The organism is Neobacillus jeddahensis (genome assembly GCF_000612625.1).
Classification (GTDB): domain Bacteria; phylum Bacillota; class Bacilli; order Bacillales; family Cytobacillaceae; genus Neobacillus; species Neobacillus jeddahensis.
On record NZ_CCAS010000024.1, the window covers coordinates 1 to 17,961 of the forward strand.

General features: G+C 38.1%; 15 protein-coding genes. 9 read left to right on the forward strand and 6 right to left on the reverse strand.

Features of this window, described 5'->3' with window-relative positions; all coding sequences use genetic code 11:
- Positions 1-60: 60 nt before the first annotated feature.
- The gene (locus TY15_RS12140; RefSeq protein WP_040205330.1) at positions 61-1,614 is read right to left on the reverse strand and encodes an ABC-F family ATP-binding cassette domain-containing protein; all 1,554 of its coding nucleotides are present in this window, start codon (positions 1,612-1,614) and stop codon (positions 61-63) included.
- A gap of 742 nt (positions 1,615-2,356) precedes the next feature.
- Here TY15_RS12140 and TY15_RS12145 point away from each other — a divergent pair.
- The 4 genes from TY15_RS12145 (at position 2,357) to TY15_RS12160 (ending at position 6,069) form a co-directional block, all read left to right on the forward strand.
- The gene (locus TY15_RS12145) at positions 2,357-3,205 is read left to right on the forward strand and encodes a sialate O-acetylesterase (RefSeq protein ID WP_040205329.1); all 849 of its coding nucleotides are present in this window, start codon (positions 2,357-2,359) and stop codon (positions 3,203-3,205) included.
- A gap of 90 nt (positions 3,206-3,295) precedes the next feature.
- Positions 3,296-4,258, forward strand: coding sequence for a tRNA dihydrouridine synthase (locus TY15_RS12150; RefSeq protein ID WP_074432807.1), 963 nt, complete (start codon positions 3,296-3,298; stop codon positions 4,256-4,258).
- 214 nt (positions 4,259-4,472) lie between these two features.
- A complete protein-coding gene (locus TY15_RS12155; RefSeq protein WP_040205328.1) occupies positions 4,473-5,003 on the forward strand; it encodes an RNA polymerase sigma factor in 531 nt (176 codons plus the stop codon).
- A gap of 70 nt (positions 5,004-5,073) precedes the next feature.
- Positions 5,074-6,069, forward strand: coding sequence for a DUF4030 domain-containing protein (locus TY15_RS12160; protein WP_142305364.1), 996 nt, complete (start codon positions 5,074-5,076; stop codon positions 6,067-6,069).
- A 275-nt stretch (positions 6,070-6,344) separates the two neighbouring features.
- Here TY15_RS12160 and TY15_RS12165 read toward each other — a convergent pair whose 3' ends face one another.
- The 5 genes from TY15_RS12165 to TY15_RS12185 form a co-directional block, all read right to left on the reverse strand.
- The gene (locus tag TY15_RS12165; RefSeq protein ID WP_040205326.1) at positions 6,345-6,947 is read right to left on the reverse strand and encodes a response regulator transcription factor; all 603 of its coding nucleotides are present in this window, start codon (positions 6,945-6,947) and stop codon (positions 6,345-6,347) included.
- 17 nt (positions 6,948-6,964) lie between these two features.
- Positions 6,965-8,083, reverse strand: coding sequence for a sensor histidine kinase (locus TY15_RS12170; protein WP_040205324.1), 1,119 nt, complete (start codon positions 8,081-8,083; stop codon positions 6,965-6,967).
- Positions 8,084-8,090: 7 nt separating this feature from the next.
- Complete coding sequence (locus TY15_RS12175) at positions 8,091-8,828, reverse strand: ABC transporter permease (RefSeq protein WP_040205323.1); 738 nt, start codon at positions 8,826-8,828, stop codon at positions 8,091-8,093.
- Between the two features lies 1 nt (position 8,829).
- Positions 8,830-9,732: an ABC transporter ATP-binding protein gene (locus TY15_RS12180; RefSeq protein ID WP_040205487.1), complete on the reverse strand. Its 903-nt coding sequence runs from the start codon at positions 9,730-9,732 to the stop codon at positions 8,830-8,832.
- A gap of 1,096 nt (positions 9,733-10,828) precedes the next feature.
- Positions 10,829-12,148, reverse strand: a complete 1,320-nt coding sequence (locus TY15_RS12185) for a radical SAM/SPASM domain-containing protein (protein ID WP_040205321.1) — start codon at positions 12,146-12,148, stop codon at positions 10,829-10,831.
- A gap of 246 nt (positions 12,149-12,394) precedes the next feature.
- On the opposite strand from TY15_RS12185, the gene TY15_RS12190 reads away from it, so the two are divergent.
- From TY15_RS12190 to TY15_RS12210, 5 genes are all read left to right on the forward strand, one after another.
- Positions 12,395-14,452: a DUF4179 domain-containing protein gene (locus TY15_RS12190; RefSeq protein ID WP_040205319.1), complete on the forward strand. Its 2,058-nt coding sequence runs from the start codon at positions 12,395-12,397 to the stop codon at positions 14,450-14,452.
- Positions 14,453-14,483: 31 nt separating this feature from the next.
- Complete coding sequence (locus tag TY15_RS12195; RefSeq protein WP_040205318.1) at positions 14,484-15,197, forward strand: hypothetical protein; 714 nt, start codon at positions 14,484-14,486, stop codon at positions 15,195-15,197.
- Between the two features lie 2 nt (positions 15,198-15,199).
- Positions 15,200-15,961 carry a hypothetical protein gene (locus TY15_RS12200; protein ID WP_040205317.1) on the forward strand — a complete coding sequence of 254 codons (762 nt, stop codon included), beginning with the start codon at positions 15,200-15,202 and terminating at the stop codon, positions 15,959-15,961.
- Between the two features lie 371 nt (positions 15,962-16,332).
- Positions 16,333-17,145 carry a sugar-phosphatase gene (yidA, locus tag TY15_RS12205; protein WP_040205315.1) on the forward strand — a complete coding sequence of 271 codons (813 nt, stop codon included), beginning with the start codon at positions 16,333-16,335 and terminating at the stop codon, positions 17,143-17,145.
- A gap of 153 nt (positions 17,146-17,298) precedes the next feature.
- Positions 17,299-17,484 carry a hypothetical protein gene (locus tag TY15_RS12210; RefSeq protein WP_052353768.1) on the forward strand — a complete coding sequence of 62 codons (186 nt, stop codon included), beginning with the start codon at positions 17,299-17,301 and terminating at the stop codon, positions 17,482-17,484.
- Positions 17,485-17,961: the final 477 nt, after the last annotated feature.

Consider the following 17,961-nt stretch of genomic DNA (forward strand, 5'->3'; position numbering starts at 1 on the left):
GATTTATAAAAAGGGGTACCAAAGTGAAAGTTTATTCATTGGGTACCCCTTAATCTTTATTTAAAACACTTTCGTAGTCCAATCCTCACAATTCCAAATATCGGTCGCAATTTCACGATAGAAATCAGGTTCGTGGGATACCATCAAGATACTTCCACGATATGCTTTTAAAGCACGCTTTAATTCTTCTTTTGCGTCCACATCCAAGTGATTGGTAGGTTCGTCTAGAATTAATAAATTCGTTTCTGTGTTTAAAATTTTACACAATCGAACTTTGGCTTTTTCTCCACCAGAAAGGACTTCGATTTTACTTTCAATATGTTTCGTTGTTAGGCCACATTTTGCAAGAGCAGCACGGACTTCAGCCTGATTCATACTTGGAAACTCGCTCCAAATCTCTTCAATACAAGTGTTGTAGTTAGACTGTTTCACTTCCTGCTCGAAGTAACCGATGTGTTGATACTCACCACGTTCCACTTTACCCTCCAGCGGATCAATCAACCCAAGAATGCTTTTTAAAAGAGTAGACTTACCAATACCGTTTGCACCCACGAATGCAATTTTTTGCCCGCGTTCCATTTTCAAATTCAGAGGGCGGGAAAGTGGTTCATTGTAACCAATAACAAGATCTTCTGCCGTGAAAATATAACGGCTGGCTGCACGAGCTTCTTTGAAATTAAACTCTGGTTTTGGCTTCTCTTTGCCCAATTCAATAACTTCCATTTTGTCGAGCTTCTTCTGACGAGACATCGCCATATTACGAGTCGCAACACTTGCCTTGTTACGGGCAACAAAATCTTTCAAGTCAGCAATTTCTTGTTGTTGACGCTTGTAAGCAGACTCTAGCTGCTGCTTCTTCATTTCATGAATTTTTAAGAAGTTATCATAGTCACCCACATAGCGATTCAACTCTTGGTTTTCCATGTGATAGATCAAGTTAACCACATTGTTCAAGAATGGAATATCATGCGAAATCAAGATAAATGCATTCTCATATTCCTGCAAATAGCGCTTCAACCATTCGATATGTTGTTCATCCAAATAGTTCGTTGGCTCGTCCAGTAATAGGATTTCAGGTTTTTCAAGCAAAAGCTTAGCAAGCAAAACTTTCGTACGTTGCCCACCACTAAGATCATCTACATCTCGGTCGAGCCCAACATCGTCTAATCCTAGACCCCGAGCAACTTCCTCAACTTTAGAATTAATTTGATAGAAATTGTTACTATCTAACGTTTCTTGTAGCTCTCCAACTTCAGCAAGCAGGGCATCGATATCAGCACCTTCATCACCCATTTTTGCATAAAGTTCATTGATTTCTGCTTCAGCATCAAAAAGATATTGAAAAGCAGTACTCAAAGCGTCACGCATCGTAGTGCCTTTTTGAAGTACAGCATGCTGATCTAAATAACCAACACGAACTTTTCGTGCCCACTCCACTTTTCCCTCATCGGGTTGCAACTTCCCGGTAACGATATTCATGAAAGTAGACTTACCCTCACCATTTGCTCCAACTAATCCAACGTGCTCTCCTTTTAAAAGTCGAAAAGACACATCATTAAAAATCGCACGATCACCGAAACCGTGACTTAAATTTTTTACGTTTAATACGCTCATGTTTTTAACCCCTTATCTAATGTCACATGTGGATATCTTACTAGATTTAGACTAGTTTTTCTACTTGAAGTTATTTCTTGTGCAAAATGTAATTATTGGCAGCGATTTTTTTTGCAAATAAAGTAATCAGAGATTTTGAAAATATGGAAGTACGAAAAAATTAGGTTAAGGTAAGCACTACTACATCTTATGAATCTGCCATCACCATCCAAGCCACGTGGAGTGCGTGGCACGACTAAGTTTGAAATTGTAAAACAAAAATAAACACTTCCGAACTATAATTGAAATTTCTGATTCAGGGCAGATTTTTGTTAACATAAACATTTCTGATTTTCGATTCTGATTCAATAAAATCCCAGTTTTTCCTCAATAGGAATCCGGGATTTTTTCTGGTACAATTTAATTGATAATCAATAAAAATTCAATCGTTTTATGAGGGTTAAATCTTACTAAACCATTGCTGTAATTGTTGTTTTCAATAGTTTACTCGGGCATTAATCCAATCATAGACCAGGATTTATTTTGGTTATACAGAAATTGTAACCCAATAATAAACACGTCCAATGCTGACCCTGATTTTGTGGAAAATTACTTTTCCGATTTCAGGGTCTTTTAAGGAATTGGTCAGATGTTGATAACAAATGTAACTATAATGGTAATGAATTAAATAAGTATCTACTTAACATTTATTGAGAACTTCAAACATCTCTATTTAAATTGTAAATAAAAAAGGATGAAAAAAATGATTAAATCGTTTTTAATGTTAGGACAGTCTAATATGGCGGGACGAGGGTTTATCGATGAAGTAGCCCCGATTTATAATGAAAGAATCCAAATGTTGCGTAATGGCAGATGGCAAATGATGACGGAACCGATCAATTATGACCGTCCTGTTGCAGGAATAAGTCTGGCTGGTTCATTTGCAGATGCATGGTGTCGTCAAAATCAAGAAGATATGATTGGCTTGATTCCTTGTGCGGAAGGTGGAAGCACATTGGATGAATGGGCCGTAGAGCAAACGCTTTTTAGACATGCAGTAACTGAAGCGAAATTTGCTATGCAGAACAGTGAATTAACAGGAGTTCTATGGCATCAAGGCGAAAGTGATAGTATGAATGGTAACTATAAAGTCTATTACCAAAAATTACTTTCAATTATGGAGGCTCTTAGAAAGGAATTGAATGCTCCAGATATTCCTCTCATCATGGGGGGGTTAGGGGATTTTCTAGGCAAAGAAGGATTCGGGAAAAACTGTACGGAATATAACTTAATTAATCAAGAGTTGCAAAAATTTGCTTTAGAACAAGACAATTGTTACTTTGTCACAGCCGAAGGTTTAACAGCTAATCCTGATTGTATTCATATTGATGCTATTTCTCAAAGAAAATTTGGTTTGCGATATTTTGAAGCCTTTTCTACTAAGCAACATGTAATGAATCCGCTAATTAATGAAAATGAGTTGATAAATCTTATTCATACTAGAGAACATTCTCAGGCAGAAAAGGTATATATGAAAATTATGGATTTGTCGTTAGGTAATATTTCATATGACGAATTTGAATCTCAACTCAAACAGATTTACAATGGGTAAACTAAATAGTAGGGAAAAATTATTTTTGGCCTTATAATTTTGGGACGAGTGTTTGACGCTGTATTATAATGAGAGGATTTGAGTTTGAACATGATAGATAATTTTTGGCGTGATTTACCACGGCCATTTTTTGTACTTGCACCAATGGAGGATGTCACGCATGTTATTTTTCGCCATGTAGTCAGTAAAGCAGCAAGGCCTGATGTGTTTTTTACGGAGTTTACAAATTCGGACAGTTACTGTCACCCAGAGGGCAAGCAGAGTGTGCGTGGGCGTTTGACTTTTACAGAAGATGAACAGCCAATGGTGGCACATATATGGGGGGATAAGCCCGAATTTTTTCGACAAATGAGTATTGGTATGGCGGAAATGGGATTTAGGGGTATTGATATTAATATGGGCTGTCCTGTACCTAATGTGGCATCCAAAGGGAAGGGAAGCGGCCTTATCCTTCGTCCAGAAGTCGCTGCAGATCTCATACAAGCAGCAAAGGCGGGAGGACTGCCTGTAAGTGTGAAGACAAGGCTTGGTTACACGGAGTTAGACGAGTGGCAGGACTGGCTAACCCATATATTGAAACAAGACATTGCTAATCTTTCGATTCATCTGCGTACAAGAAACGAAATGAGCCAGGTAGATGCTCATTGGGAGATGATTCCTGAGATCAAGAAACTTCGTGACCGGATAGCACCAGATACACTTTTGACGATCAATGGGGATATTCCTGACCGTCAGACCGGCTTGAAGCTCGCTGAACAATATGGTGTGGATGGGATTATGATTGGGCGTGGTATTTTTAAAAATCCATTTGCCTTTGAAAAAGAACCGACAGATCATAGCAGTGAGGAGTTACTTGATCTCTTAAGATTGCATCTGGATCTCCATGATCAATATTCAGAATTAGAGCCACGTCCATTCACAGCACTTCATCGCTTTTTTAAGATATATGTCAAAGGATTCCGTGGAGCTGGTGAATTAAGAAATCAATTGATGAATACGAAATCAACAAAGGAAGTGCGTGCATTACTCGATAACTTTGAGAAAGAATGTTGATGGGGCGGGACAGCAGAATGGTGTAACCCTTAAAAGGTTATAGTAATCAGTAAATTGGCTGGAATGGATGCGGTATTGAACCGGACTCATTCCAGTCAATTTTTGTTTTATACGTTTGGAAGAGGTATCTTATAAAAAAGTTTCGGAAAAACACAACTTTTAGTTAGCTATTACGTCTAAGCATTGAACATTCAAGAAAGGGAGGGCTGGAAATTTGTTAGAGCATAGAAAAGAAGAAATTGCAGATTGGTATGATCATCATAGTAAATCAATATTAGGTTTTATTTTATTGATGGTTAAGGATTATCAACAAGCGGAAGATTTAACCCACGATACCTTTGTAAAGGCGTATTTATATTATGATTCATTTAAACATCATTCCAGTGAAAAAACATGGCTCTTTAGTATTGCTCACAATCTTACAGTTGATTTTTTAAGGAAGCGAAAACCGGCTATATTTCTTAAAGAAATGTTTCATTTTCAAAGGGATAATTTTCCATTGCCAGAGGAAATCTTTCGGATAAAAGAAGAATCATATGAGCTTTATCAGGCATTAGGAGAACTCAAAGATACATATAGAAAGGTAATCATTTTAAGGAAAATCAAGGGCTTTTCTATAGAGGATACCTCAAAGATATTAGGCTGGTCTGAGAGTAAAGTTAAATCAAGTCTTTTTAGAGCCATCCCCGCATTGAAAAAACAATTAGTAAAGGAGGGACATATAAGTGACGAAGCAATACGATGATACTGAATTCGATACTCCCTTAAAAAAGCTAGATTCTGATTTTCTGTGGAGGACAAAACAAAAGCAAGAATTGAAAAACCGAATTATAACTGATATTGAAAAATTGGAATCCAAAGAGAAAAATAAGCACCTCATCCTGTCAAATCGTAGAAAAAGAGGAAATGTAATTCGAAAACTAACGTATTCTGGTATCGCTTTGATTATATTATGTGGTTTATTTATTGGCTCAGCTTTTATTTCTCCTGTAATGGCAGAGGTGGTATCAAAAATTCCTTATTTAAGTAAAATATTTCATTCAGAGCCTATAAATCGTACTATATTGAGAGAATTGAAAGAGAAAGGTTATAAAATAGCCGGACTAGGTGGAAATGGCCGTTATATTTTTATATCCATAGATGGATCGGAACAGTATTTTCAAGATGTTCATGAAGAAGTGAAGGAAATAGCCGCCAATCTATTAAAGGCGAATGACTATGATGGCTATAAAATAAAAGTAGAAAGACAAATCGATCGACCAGTGCCCGCGACTTCTGATCGTGATCAAGCAATCAGCGAAGCAGTAGAAATAAGTTATGACAATTTGATTAAATTGCAATTTAATGTGCTTTCTAGCGGGTATCAACATCTTTCTCCTAATTCAGATAAAGTGATCATCAACATAGATATTCCTAACACTGAGGCAAGGATAGAGGAAATAAAGAAAATCGTAAATGAGAGCTTGAAAGCAAAAAATATTGACTCATACTCTATTAAGATCCATAAAATAGACCTTGCTCAAAGAGAGAAAGAAGCTAAATGGAATGAAATATTTGACGCGATTTTTGAAGGATTAACGGCAAAAAAAGAATACAAAGTAACTGGATTCGCTTATTCCTTTCATCCAGCACCATTGCAAATCATTATAAAAACATCAATAAAGGCTTCTGATAAAGATGCAAATGAGAAGGTTGGTAAAATAGAAGAGACAATCAACGAATTCCTAAATTCTGAGGAAATTCAAAATAAGATTAATGGGGACCCTTACGAGATTATTATTAGGGGGAAGAATAAACAAAGAATAAATTAGTAAATGACACTGGCGGTGAGCCTGATGCTTCGTCCTCGTAAAACTCCATAAGAAAACTGACCTTGTCCAAAACATATTCTAAAAGTTCGATAATATCATTAATAATAATAAAGCCATAGTAGAGGAGGTTTTACATACAATATCCACCCCATATTCGGCCTCCTCTCCATCGAGAAGCCATTTCGTATGGGGCGTACTATGGGGACGATTCTCGTGTTATTCTGCAAAGGAGCACAAGAACCGCCCCTATATTTTTTATGGATTAGTTATTCACGTTAAATCCACCCTTTTTTTTCAGCGATACTTGCTGCTTCTGTACGATTCTTTGCCCCTAGTTTATGGATCATTTCAGAGATATAGTTACGAACTGTACCGGATGATAAGAAAAGTGCTTCGGTAATTTCCTTGGTCGTTTTTCCTAATGCGGCGAGTCGCAGGATTTCCTGCTCTCTTTCGGTAAGCGGATTTTCCTCGCGGATGACATCAAAGGTAAGTTCCGGACTAAATATTCGTTTTCCTGCCATGCATTTGCGAATGGCATCTGTGAGTTCACTAATCTCGCCATCCTTCAGCAGATAGCCGTGTACACAGCTTTTAATCGCTCTTTCAAAATATCCGGGGCGGGCGAAGGTGGTCAAAATGATCACCTTGGTGAAGGAGTCTCTTTGGGTTAGCTCCTCCGCTACATCTAAACCACTTAAGATCGGCATTTCAATATCCATTAAGCAAACATCGGGTTTAAGCTTGAGAATATCAGAGAGCGCCTTCTCACCATTCACCGCTTGACCAATAACCTCCATATCCTCCTCCATATCAAGTAAGGAGCCCAATGCACTTAACAGCATCCGTTGATCCTCTGCAATATATATTCGAATCATGAGATAGACTCCTTCCATCACTCTTTCTTAATAATGGGAATGGCCAATTCCAAAACAGTCCCGTAATGGGTGGAAAGTTTGAGTTCTCCGTTGATTAACCGCAATCTTTCTTTCATCCCCTGCAAGCCATTCCCAAACTGCTTGCTCTTATCGAAACCCATCCCGTTATCCTGAATCACTATGTTGATTTTTTCAGTAGATTGTGAGATTGAAATGGTACAATGTGTTGCCCTGCTATGTTTGACGATATTCGTTGCGGCTTCACGAATACACATACTTACAATATTTTGCGTTAGTGGTGGGATCTTTGAAAAATCAACTTCACCACCGTATTGGTAAGTTATTGCCGCAGCTCTCAATAGCTGCCGTATTTGAATGAGTTCCTCTTCAATGGTGTTTGTACGCATATCGGAAACAAGTTCCCGAACCTGTTTTAGGGCTGCTCTGGATGTTACTTCTATTTCCCTTGCCTCCTGCTGGGCGCGTTCTGAATCAATAGAGACTAAACGCTGAACTAATTGGCTTTTTAATGTGAGAAGGGAAAGAGTATGGCCCAGTTTGTCATGAAGGTCGCGGGCAATCCGCACACGTTCTTCACGCTTTACTAATTCAGCGATATGCTGATTTGCCTGGTCGAGCTTTTGTTCGAGCTCCATTCTCCAATTCATGGAGCGGATACCAAAAGGCGATATGAGCATGATAATAAGAAAAGGGACAAAATATAACAGTTTCCCCGGGGAAAGCATGCTGTTCATTTTGATAATATGATAAATAAATGGGGTCAAAAGAACCAAACCAAGGGCCGCAAGTCCTCGGTAGAATTTTGGCTTTTCACGATAATAGCCGATAAAGTTTCCAGGAAAAAATCCTAAAAAGATGTAGTTTAAATGGTAGAACATACTATAAATGAAAATGATGGAAAGCTGTAAAGCTAACCAATAAGTGAATGATTTTTTTCCTGCCGTAAAATAAAGCTGGCGGTACGTAATGAAGAATAGCAGCACCATTCCATAGCCGATAAGCTGTTTCATCCCGGTTTCCTTTGTCAAATAATAAACAGGAAAGAGGATATAGATTAAAAACATATAGGGAAAGAAGCCAAATCGGCTGGGAAACAGGCTGAATGACTTTTTCATTGCTTGATCACACCGCTTCTTGTTTTCTTCTAATATATTTTGATAGTATCATGAGCACGACTAAATAAGCGAATAATATAACAATATTTTTCCAGCTGGGCATCCCGCCTTGAACAATTTCCCATGCACCGCTGCCAAAATGATAGGATGGCAGCCAATGGCCGATGCTTTGCATGGTTTTTGGCATAATCTCAAGGGGCATCCACATCCCGCCGCAGACTGCCAGCACCATATAAAGGACATTGCTGACTCCAGCCGCTGTTTCTACTTTTTTCATTAGTCCTATTAACGTTCCAATTGAAAGAAACGGGAGCGATCCCAGCAAAAGCCACAAACCACTCAGGAACCATTCCAGCGGAGTCAGTGAGATCTTATTGATGATGGCTCCTGCTAGAAAAATAATCGTGATGGAAAGGATATGAATGATGCTTTGGCCAACCATCTGGGCTGAAAAATAAATAGGATCGGGAAGGGGAGTAAGCCGGATAAACGTTGACCATCCTTGGGTACGTTCCTGCACCATGCGGATCCCGAGGGTCATAATGGACGAGCCCATCACACTAAAGGCGGTCATCGACATTAGGTAGTGGGCCTTCCACGTTGCAGGATCCAAGTTATCGGTGTTAACCACCTTGGTAAAAATGTAATAGAAGAGGATCGGCATCATCAATGACCAAAAAACGAAATATCGGTTTCGGAGCACTCTTTTGATTTCCATTTTACATTGCATTCGAAATGCGTTCATTTTAGATTACCTCCTTATTTTCACCGGTTAGCTGGCTAAACGCTTCTTCCAGATTTCCACTTTCAATTTGAATATCATGCGCACCGATTTTTGTTTGAAAAAGCAGCTCCAGTATTCTGTCTGTATGATCTGAGTAGATGTAAACCCGATTGTTTTTTCGGAAAATCTTCTCTATTTCAGGATGCTGATAGAGGATTTCCAGTGACGTGTCGGGATCCGTTAAAAAGGATACAGCCTTCTTTGAAATTCTCGATTTAATCTGCTGGGGCGTGCTATCGGCAACGATGCTGCCATCTTTAAAAAGCAAGATTCGCTGGGCATTATCATTCGCTTCTTGCAAATAGTGAGTGGAAAAAATGATCGTCTTTCCTTGATTGGCAAACGTGTTTATCGTTTGCCAAAAATGATGTCTGGAGGTAATATCCATTCCAACGGTTGGTTCATCAAAGATCATTAACTCCGGGTTTCCGGCAAGTGCTAAAGCAAAGTTCAAGCGGCGCTTTTGGCCGCCGGACAATTTTTCCGTCCTGGTTTTTAAATCCTGCTCTGTGAGACCGGTTAAATGGATAAGATCCGTTAGTGGTAAAGGCTCGAGATAATAACTCCTTATCAGCATGAGAATTTCGTTTACGTTCAGCCCGGGCATCACACTGACCTGCTGCAGCATGGTGCGGATCCTTTGGCGAACATGCAGTTCTTGTGGTTGGCTATTGAATAGTGTAATGTCACCGGTCGTCGGTTTTAACAGCCCCAAAATCATGGAAATGGTTGTCGTCTTACCGGCGCCATTAGGGCCAAGAATGGCTGTCACCTCACCTTTCTTAATTGAAAAACTTACTTGATTGACCGCTATCTTATGTTTAAATGATTTTGTTACATTTTCCAAACGTAAAACCTCGCTCATCATCCAACACCTCCTGATTTGTTAATCTTATTGTAAGTGTACGGAAAAGGTTTTCTAAGTAAGAAATGTCAATCGTTTTGGGTGACAATTGTCATTTTTGTGGTTTCAGAGCCATATAACGATATCTTAGTAGATTATTAAACGTTTACTATTCCATGTTCGGTCTGGAACCTGAAGGATGATGAGAAGAATAAATGAGGTAAATGGTAATAATTCACTAAAGATGAGGCATGATATAGTCAAACTGGCTTGGTGGAATAGGAGCGTTCTAAAATGTTGGCTACCGCGTTTTGGAGTCACACCGTTTGATTTATCCTGCTCGGACTAACGACAATTCTAGAGTTGGTCGTTATTTTCGCAATGGTAAGAAACCGAAAACGCATCCTTGCTCTATATCTTACTATCAGTGGGATGGCATTTTGCTTTGAAATGGTGATCTTGTCGTATTTAAAGGCTTATACCTATCACCCGATGCTGATTCCTCACTCCCCATCGGATGACTCGATCGCAGGAATCTTTTTTCACAATTTTCCGTTTGTGCAACCGCGTTGCTGATTGCCGTCTTGAATCTGAAATATTACTGGTATTTGATCTTTGCTTTGTTGTATGCCGGAATCGAGGAATTGTTTATAGCCTTGGGCGTGTGAACACATGAATCCTAAGAATCATTTGTAAAATATTTTCCATTTTTTGTAGAATTATTCTATTATTTTGTAGAATTCCACCCCGATTTCGTAGAATTCCACCCCGATTTCGTAGAATTGCTCTTATATTTCGTAGAATTAGTTCTGATTAGGGGTGCAGTCTTGTGCAATTGGAAATATATTTCCAATTAATGTGGAATTCCATCTGATTTTTGTAGAATTTATCTCTAGTTTCGTAGAGATGAGTGAAAAAAGCTATATTCACAGCTGATTATAAGCTTGAAGGCAACCCCCGGATACGGGAGTTGCCTTCTACTGTGCTTATTTTATATTGCCTGGAACTGACTTCATGATTTTTCCAGTAACTTGGTTGTTAACTGGAGATGTAGCTGGACGTAATACACGCATGTAACTCACCACCTTTCACGATTGATCATGTGAGTCAACATTTACTAGATGCTATTTTTCCAGATTAAGTTTAAAACCTTTTTAATATTACGCTTTTCATAAGGGCACGGACTTTCACCCGTTCTCATCCGGTATAACGGACAGTGATTACCCTGGCAGGCTGGCCGATAGAAGCAGGATTGGCATCCCGTATCTGTTTCCTCACCGGATGTAACCCACATGGCAACCTTATCATAGTCAAGCTCGAGTTGGCCGTCTTCATGAATTTCCCCCACTTTGTTAAATTCTTCATTCATGGAGAGGGTGCACTTGTATAATTGGCCATCCGAACCGACGACTAATGAGTGTGGCTTTGCTGCGTAGCAGACCGATGCGGCTGGCATCAATGAATCAGTTATCATCGAGCTCATCCTGAATCCTTGCGTGATCGCTTCATCCGTCAGTTCCCAGATCTTTTGGTTAGCCATTGTGCGACTGCAAACAGGGATGTCATCATCGTTTTTGCCACCCCATTGTCCAACTGGACGGTACATAATTCCAAACCGCTTATCATCCGCAAAATGATCTTTTAAGAACGTCGTTAACTCGGCAGCCTCTTGTAAATTATCTTCGTCAAAATTCGTTCGAATCGTGATATCAAATGAACCTGAGACCTCTTTAATCGCCATTAGATTCTCGATGATGGTATCAAAGGTTTTCCCGCCGCTGGTTAAGTGTCTGCGACGATCATGAACTTCGTCAACTCCATCGATCGTAATCATAAATTGGGTAATATTCCATGAAAGCAACCGTTCAAAAACTTCTTTTGTTAATAAATACCCATTTGTGACAAGGTCACAGGTGTATTGGATCTCCTTTTCCTTTGCCACCTGTAAAAAAGACTCGGAAAGTTCCTCGAGGGCATCTAATGAAGTTAATGGTTCACCGCCAAACCAACTGATATGCAGGCCGGTTAAACTTGCTGCCTTTTCTTGTACAAATGCTTTTAGCCCTTTTATGACGCTTTGTTTCATTTTTCCACGTTCAAACGTTTCGTAACAATATGTACATCGGAAATTGCACGCTTCGGTAGGCATTAGCACAAGATGCATGATATCGGTTCGATGCAGCGATTGATGAAGAAATTGTGCCCGTCTCTTTTCATCTACACTACTTGAAACTAAAAAACCATTAGTATGTAAATCCTTTTGTATTTCGTTCTCTAATAGATTTGTGCCGGCTCTTTTTAAAGAAGATATGACCACTTGTTTTTCTTGATTTGAAAAATAAGTAATCGCACCAGTATAACTATTAAATAGCACAACGCCATTGTCATCTGTATGCGAGATCGCATTAAATCTTGAGGGGACATATTTATTTTCCATATTTTAACAAACTTTCATAGTTAGATAGACAAAAATCATTATAAGGTTATCCCTCAGAATGGTCAGTGAGTTCAGTCACTCAGTAGAGGAGACAAAAAGATGCATAATCTCCTAAAAGTACGGTTCCATCTTTACTTGATGACTGAAAAACAAAGAATGAATTGGAGAAAAATGTTAATCGAGCTATAATAGGTTTAAATGATAAAAGAAGATAAATAGAATGATCAAAGGGGGGGAAACACATCTATGATCCCAGCAAAAATAGATTCGAGTTCAATCACTACAATTAGAGAAAAAGGCTTAGAATCTATTATCGATTGGTTCGATCAGCATAAACAATCGTTCTATCCACTTGGTTGCTGCTATCTTAGGAATCAGCAGCAAATGGAAGAGCTTTTTTACCGCTCTATTATAAAGGTCCACAAAGAGTTGCCTCGATTTAAAAGTGAAACTTCATTCGAAACGTGGGTGACATCCATCTTCATACATACCTGCCGGGAGCTTTCTGATAGTAGAAGTTTACAAGTTTTAGAGGAAAGTGAACCACGTCAGGAGTTATTCAAAGCGCTTGATCAGTTGAAAGTGGGCGAGAAAGAAGCGATTGTTCTTACATATGTAAAAGGAATCTCTCGGGAGGAAGCGTCCCATCTTCTCCAAGTTTCAGTGGAAAAGATGAATGAGAATTTGTTTTCTGGAATCCAGAAACTTAGAGAAAAATTGGGGTACGGTTTATCTTTTAATGGCTGTAAAGAATATCGTAAGGATTATATCGATTATTTAGAAAGAACACTGGATCGGTCAAGAAAGATTGATTTAGAAAAACATATTTATCATTGTCAGGAATGTCAGGAGGACTTGGCGGCATTCCAGGATGTTATGTTAAATCTCACCAAAGAAATAGAAGATTTTCATACGCCATCTGGTTTCATGGAGAATATCAAAGATCGGCTGGCAGAACAGGAAAGACAGAGACAACTGAAGAACAAGAAACGTTTAAGAAAGGGACTTATTTTTGCAGGTGTATTTGCAATAGTAATGGGAATAGGTTTTTTGACAGGAGCGTTTACCAACCTCTATTATACCTGGACAGAAGATGATCAGGAATTGCGCACTTATCTACAACAGGACCTGGGTGAAAGGCTGAACCTGGAAGCGGAAAACGATGGGGTGAAGATTAAGATTAAGAGTGTTATTGCTGATGAGGTTCAGACGCTTGTTTTTTATGAAATAGAAGATACAAATAAAGACAATCAATATATGATCAATTATGGCGATGGGGTTTCGGTTGAGAATGAATATAAAATCATGAATAGTGAAACACAACCAAGGTTCTATCCTCCTGATCTTAAATCGGATATAAATAACGAAGAAAAGAATGTGTATCATGGGAAGATTAGTCTGCTGCCACTTTCTAAGGATGACGGGACAATCAAACTCAAGATCACAAAGCTTCTGAAATTAATTCATGATTCCTCCAACCCGAATGCTTTTGGGTTTGACGGTAACGCGGAATATGAAACAGGGGAATGGAACTTCGAAATCCCTGTAACAAAACAGCCTTCGACCGAATATGCATTGAAGGAAAAAACCGAAGTCGCGGGGATCCCAGTTCGATTTGATAAACTAATCATTGCTCCAACAGGGACGATTCTGCAATATGGTATTAATAATGATCAGCCTGGGAAGCGGGTAGAAGTTCTCAATTTTGATAATCTAAAAGTAAACAATAAAAAAATGAAAGCTGATAAGTATGTCAACTCTTTTTTAGATTCACAACAGGACATGAATTGGATTACTTTTCAAATGCACTTTGACCCGCTTATTGGAGTAAAGCCAAAAGAGGTTAACGTTCAATTAGCATCTGTTTATTTAACAATTGAGGATCCAAAAACCATCGAACTGGATGATTCTAAGGACTATCCTCAAAAAGTAGAATATGCAGGCAGCACAATTTCCATCGACAAGCTGGAAGATGGACAGACTACCAATATTGTCATAAGCAATCATGAAATTAAGAATCGCGCATATGAGTCGCTTCAATTGGATATTGTGGGTGTGGATGAGAATGAACCTATTCAAATGGAGATGGAGATGAATTCTGATGCAGTGCTTGTTGATAAAAAATGGATTGAATACGATATGAATCAACCCCTTGTCTCCTATGAAGAAATCGAGCAGCCCCGTTATTTCACTACCGTTCAAAATATGCGGTTGAACAATAACAAAGTCCCTATAAGACTGAGGATTTTTGGATATAACACAACAAAATATTTGGATGATGTGGTGAAGATTCCGTTGAAATAACAAGATATTAAAGGAACATGAAGGTGGTTGGATGATAGTAAATTTTGATTTAAATGCTATAGGAGTATTCACTGGAATTTTAGCATGGAGTGTGATTGGATTTTTTGCCTATCAAATTTATAAGAAACAAATGGTAAAACCAAAAGTATGGAAGATTCTAATGGCTATATTGGTCGGCCTTTTTTCTTTTTCAATTAATTGGAATATGAATGAAACGATGTTCAGGATTCCCATTTTACCTCTTGGTGTATGGATATTGTATTTTTTTTGTAAAGGAAAGGCTGGAAGGTGGCAGACGTACCGAACATTTGCCTGGTTAGGATTTTTGATGAATTTTGTTTTCTTGTTTTTAACATTAGTATCAATACCAATATATCATATGATATATAGTGAAAACGAACCATCAACGTATATCTCAACTGTTGAGAACGCTTCTATTATTACTATTCATCCATCAGCAAAGAATCCTACACTAAAAGAAGAAAAATTGTTGAAGCAACTTTCCTCCATGAGTCAAGAAAAGATATATAGTAACCAGTGGTACGATGATACATATAAAAATCATGAATTGATTGACAGAAAAGAACGGTTTCCATATCAACTTATTGGTGCTTCACCTAAATGGGGAAGTGGTTTAAATACAATTATTTATATTGAGGATGATGGAAAAGGAATATTAATATCAACTCCGAAAAAACAACTTTATTTTCGCTCGGAAGAGTCAATATTGGAGAGGGGCGAATAAGAGTGAAGAAGAAAAGGTTATGGGCTCTAATAAGTTTAGGCGTAATGGTTGTGCTGTCATCCATATTTATTTATTGGTTTTATTTTTCAAAACCTAGTCCCTTTCCAACGAATGAACAATTGGTAAAAGAGATTAATAGTACTCCTTCAGAGCTGACTGTAGCTGTTATTCAAAAAACGCTTCCTGTCGATGATCGTCATGCAGTCGTTCCTTTTATATCTAAGGAAGATGATTATGGACTAAGTTATTGGGTATGGAAAAACCATAAATGGAGAGTTGCAAATATTGATACAAACGGGGGACCAAGGGTTTGGAAGATTAACAGAAAAGACCCATCAACTTTTTACTTTGTATGGAATATTCATCATGGAGAACAAATAAGCACTTTTTATTTATATTTAATTAGAGATAGGGGCTATCATGTTACAAAAGGGGTTGAGAATTACAATCCCAGAGTACAAATGGAGAAGAATGTCTCCCTCCATGAGAAATCATATGGCGTAATGAAACTGCCAGTTGAGTGGGAAAAGATTATGAATTCATTCATAAAAGTGGAATCGGCCAAACAACCAGATTTATTTTTCAATCATTTTTTTCCTGAACAGACCATGACTTTTGGCTGGTTACCTGGTGATAAAATTTCAGGGAAGGAGATTGTATCTAAAGGCTCTGGGATTTCAAGGGGATATTCAAATGGTAATTTGGATATTGAAAATATTGGGGTTTTAAATAAAGAAAACATTGAGCTTCCCTTAAAAAAATAGCTTTTCACAAATATCATAGGGAGGATTCTCTTGCTCCATTTTTTGGGGCCAGAGAATCCTCCCTATGTTTCAAGCGCTTCTCTTATGATTTTCAATGCTTTTGGTCCGAAGCCGTGCAGATGGAGAAGTTCTTGATCGGTTGCTTGGGTGAGAGCAGCTTTTGTGGCTAATCCGGCATTTTCTAGTGCTCTTTTTGCTGGTTTGGGGATTCGGCCAAGTTAATATTCTAAGCGTAATCCATTTGAAAGCTTTCATAATCATATATTAATGGCGATTATTATAAATTTCCTGGATCCTGCCGAGATTAATCATTGACCTTCAGGTTTTAATAGTAATATGCTTTACTCACAACATGATTAGGAGGAAGAGATTTGTATAAATTAGTGGCAATTGATATTGATGGTACCCTGATGAATGATCGAAAAGAAATCACAAAAGAAGTAAATGATGCTATTCAAGCTGCAAGAGCAAAAGGAGTGAGGGTTGTTATCTGTACAGGGAGGCCAATCGTCGGTGTCCAATCGATTATTGAAGAATTGAAATTAAATGATAAAGATGACTATGTCGTTACATTTAATGGAGCACTTGTGCAAAATACTCACACCAATGAGGTAGAATCTCAAATTACCTTAACATATGAAGACTTAAAAGAATTATACAAATTAAGCCTAAAAATAAATTCACCGCTCCATTTCTTTGATACGGAGAATCTTTATACGCCAAATAGAGATATTAACCGATACACCATACATGAGGCGCATATCAATCAAATTCCTCTCCATTATCGGCCAATTGCTGAAGTGCCAACAGACATGATTATTCCGAAAGTCATGTTTATTGATGAACCGGAACACTTGAATCATATTATTGCGAATATACCCGAATCAATTTGGGATAAATATGCCCTGGTTAAAAGTGCTCCGTTCTTTTTAGAATTTCTTGACCCAAGTGTCAGCAAAGGAAATGCAGTAAAGCAACTGGCAGAAAAACTTTCTATTAAACAGGAAGAAGTCATTTGTATCGGGGATGGCGAGAATGATGTAAGTATGATCGAGTATGCTGGCTGCGGGGTTGCAATGGGCAATGCCGAATCAGTTGTAAAAGAAGTGGCTCAGTTCCAAACATTATCCAATAATGAAAATGGAGTAGCCTATGCAATCGAAAAATTGGTTTTAAACAAATAATATATGTAAGTGCCTGCTACGACCTCTAAGTTTGTCGAATCCTTCTCGGCATGATTGATGAGGTATCGGAACAAAATCAGCTCATTTTGGGATGCTTGCACAAAGTGGTAAATTTGGCACACTAATGGCTGCCAGCCAGCCAATGATTATGTTGTGCTTAGCGCTGAAGGAGCACCAAGTCGAAAATTATTCGACCAATTAATTCGCCAATTTTTTGGAGAAATTTTACCTAATCATCCTGAACTTGAGTATAAAGATACCTATGTCATTGAAATGTTATTGAACGGAAACCCAATGGACGCGGTTGTTGAATTAGTAGTTCCAGTGAAAGTGAAATAGCGTAGGAAAAATTCAGCCTTGCTTCCATTAGAATTTTGATTAGAAGATTTTTCTGCGATTTGTTGGTGAGAGCCTTACTTACACATCTCTTATAGAGTTCTAGTGCATCATTAATCTCCCTATGGTTAATGCACTTAACGAATAATTATCCTCATTCAACAAAATAGTTCAGAGCCCAATTCACATTGAAAAATTGGGCTCTTTTAGATGATTAAGAGGAATTTACCTACTACTTCAACTCTAATCTCAATAAAATACTACAAAATTCGCAGCGTGACTTGCACCTCAGTTATCTGTACAAATAGGATAAAATAATTTGTTTATGTTAAAATGAAAAAGTCGGCCTTTATTTTGTCGACTGTACAACCTTTTATGGAAAAGGTTTCTATCATTATTTACCATTAGAGGTACTCCTTTTTCCCACCAAACGAAAGTAATTTCGCACTGGATAAAGCCACATTTTCAGACTCCATTTTT

Bases quoted from the DNA above. Each gene is read 5' to 3' on its own strand.
- TY15_RS12140 (WP_040205330.1), bottom strand. From the start codon at position 1,614: ATGAGCGTATTAAACGTAAAAAATTTAAGTCACGGTTTCGGTGATCGT.
- TY15_RS12145 (WP_040205329.1), top strand. From the start codon at position 2,357: ATGATTAAATCGTTTTTAATGTTAGGACAGTCTAATATGGCGGGACGA.
- TY15_RS12150 (WP_074432807.1), top strand. From the start codon at position 3,296: ATGATAGATAATTTTTGGCGTGATTTACCACGGCCATTTTTTGTACTT.
- TY15_RS12165 (WP_040205326.1), bottom strand. From the start codon at position 6,947: ATGATTCGAATATATATTGCAGAGGATCAACGGATGCTGTTAAGTGCA.
- TY15_RS12170 (WP_040205324.1), bottom strand. From the start codon at position 8,083: ATGAAAAAGTCATTCAGCCTGTTTCCCAGCCGATTTGGCTTCTTTCCC.
- TY15_RS12175 (WP_040205323.1), bottom strand. From the start codon at position 8,828: ATGAACGCATTTCGAATGCAATGTAAAATGGAAATCAAAAGAGTGCTC.
- TY15_RS12180 (WP_040205487.1), bottom strand. From the start codon at position 9,732: ATGAGCGAGGTTTTACGTTTGGAAAATGTAACAAAATCATTTAAACAT.
- TY15_RS12185 (WP_040205321.1), bottom strand. From the start codon at position 12,148: ATGGAAAATAAATATGTCCCCTCAAGATTTAATGCGATCTCGCATACA.
- TY15_RS12190 (WP_040205319.1), top strand. From the start codon at position 12,395: ATGATCCCAGCAAAAATAGATTCGAGTTCAATCACTACAATTAGAGAA.
- TY15_RS12195 (WP_040205318.1), top strand. From the start codon at position 14,484: ATGATAGTAAATTTTGATTTAAATGCTATAGGAGTATTCACTGGAATT.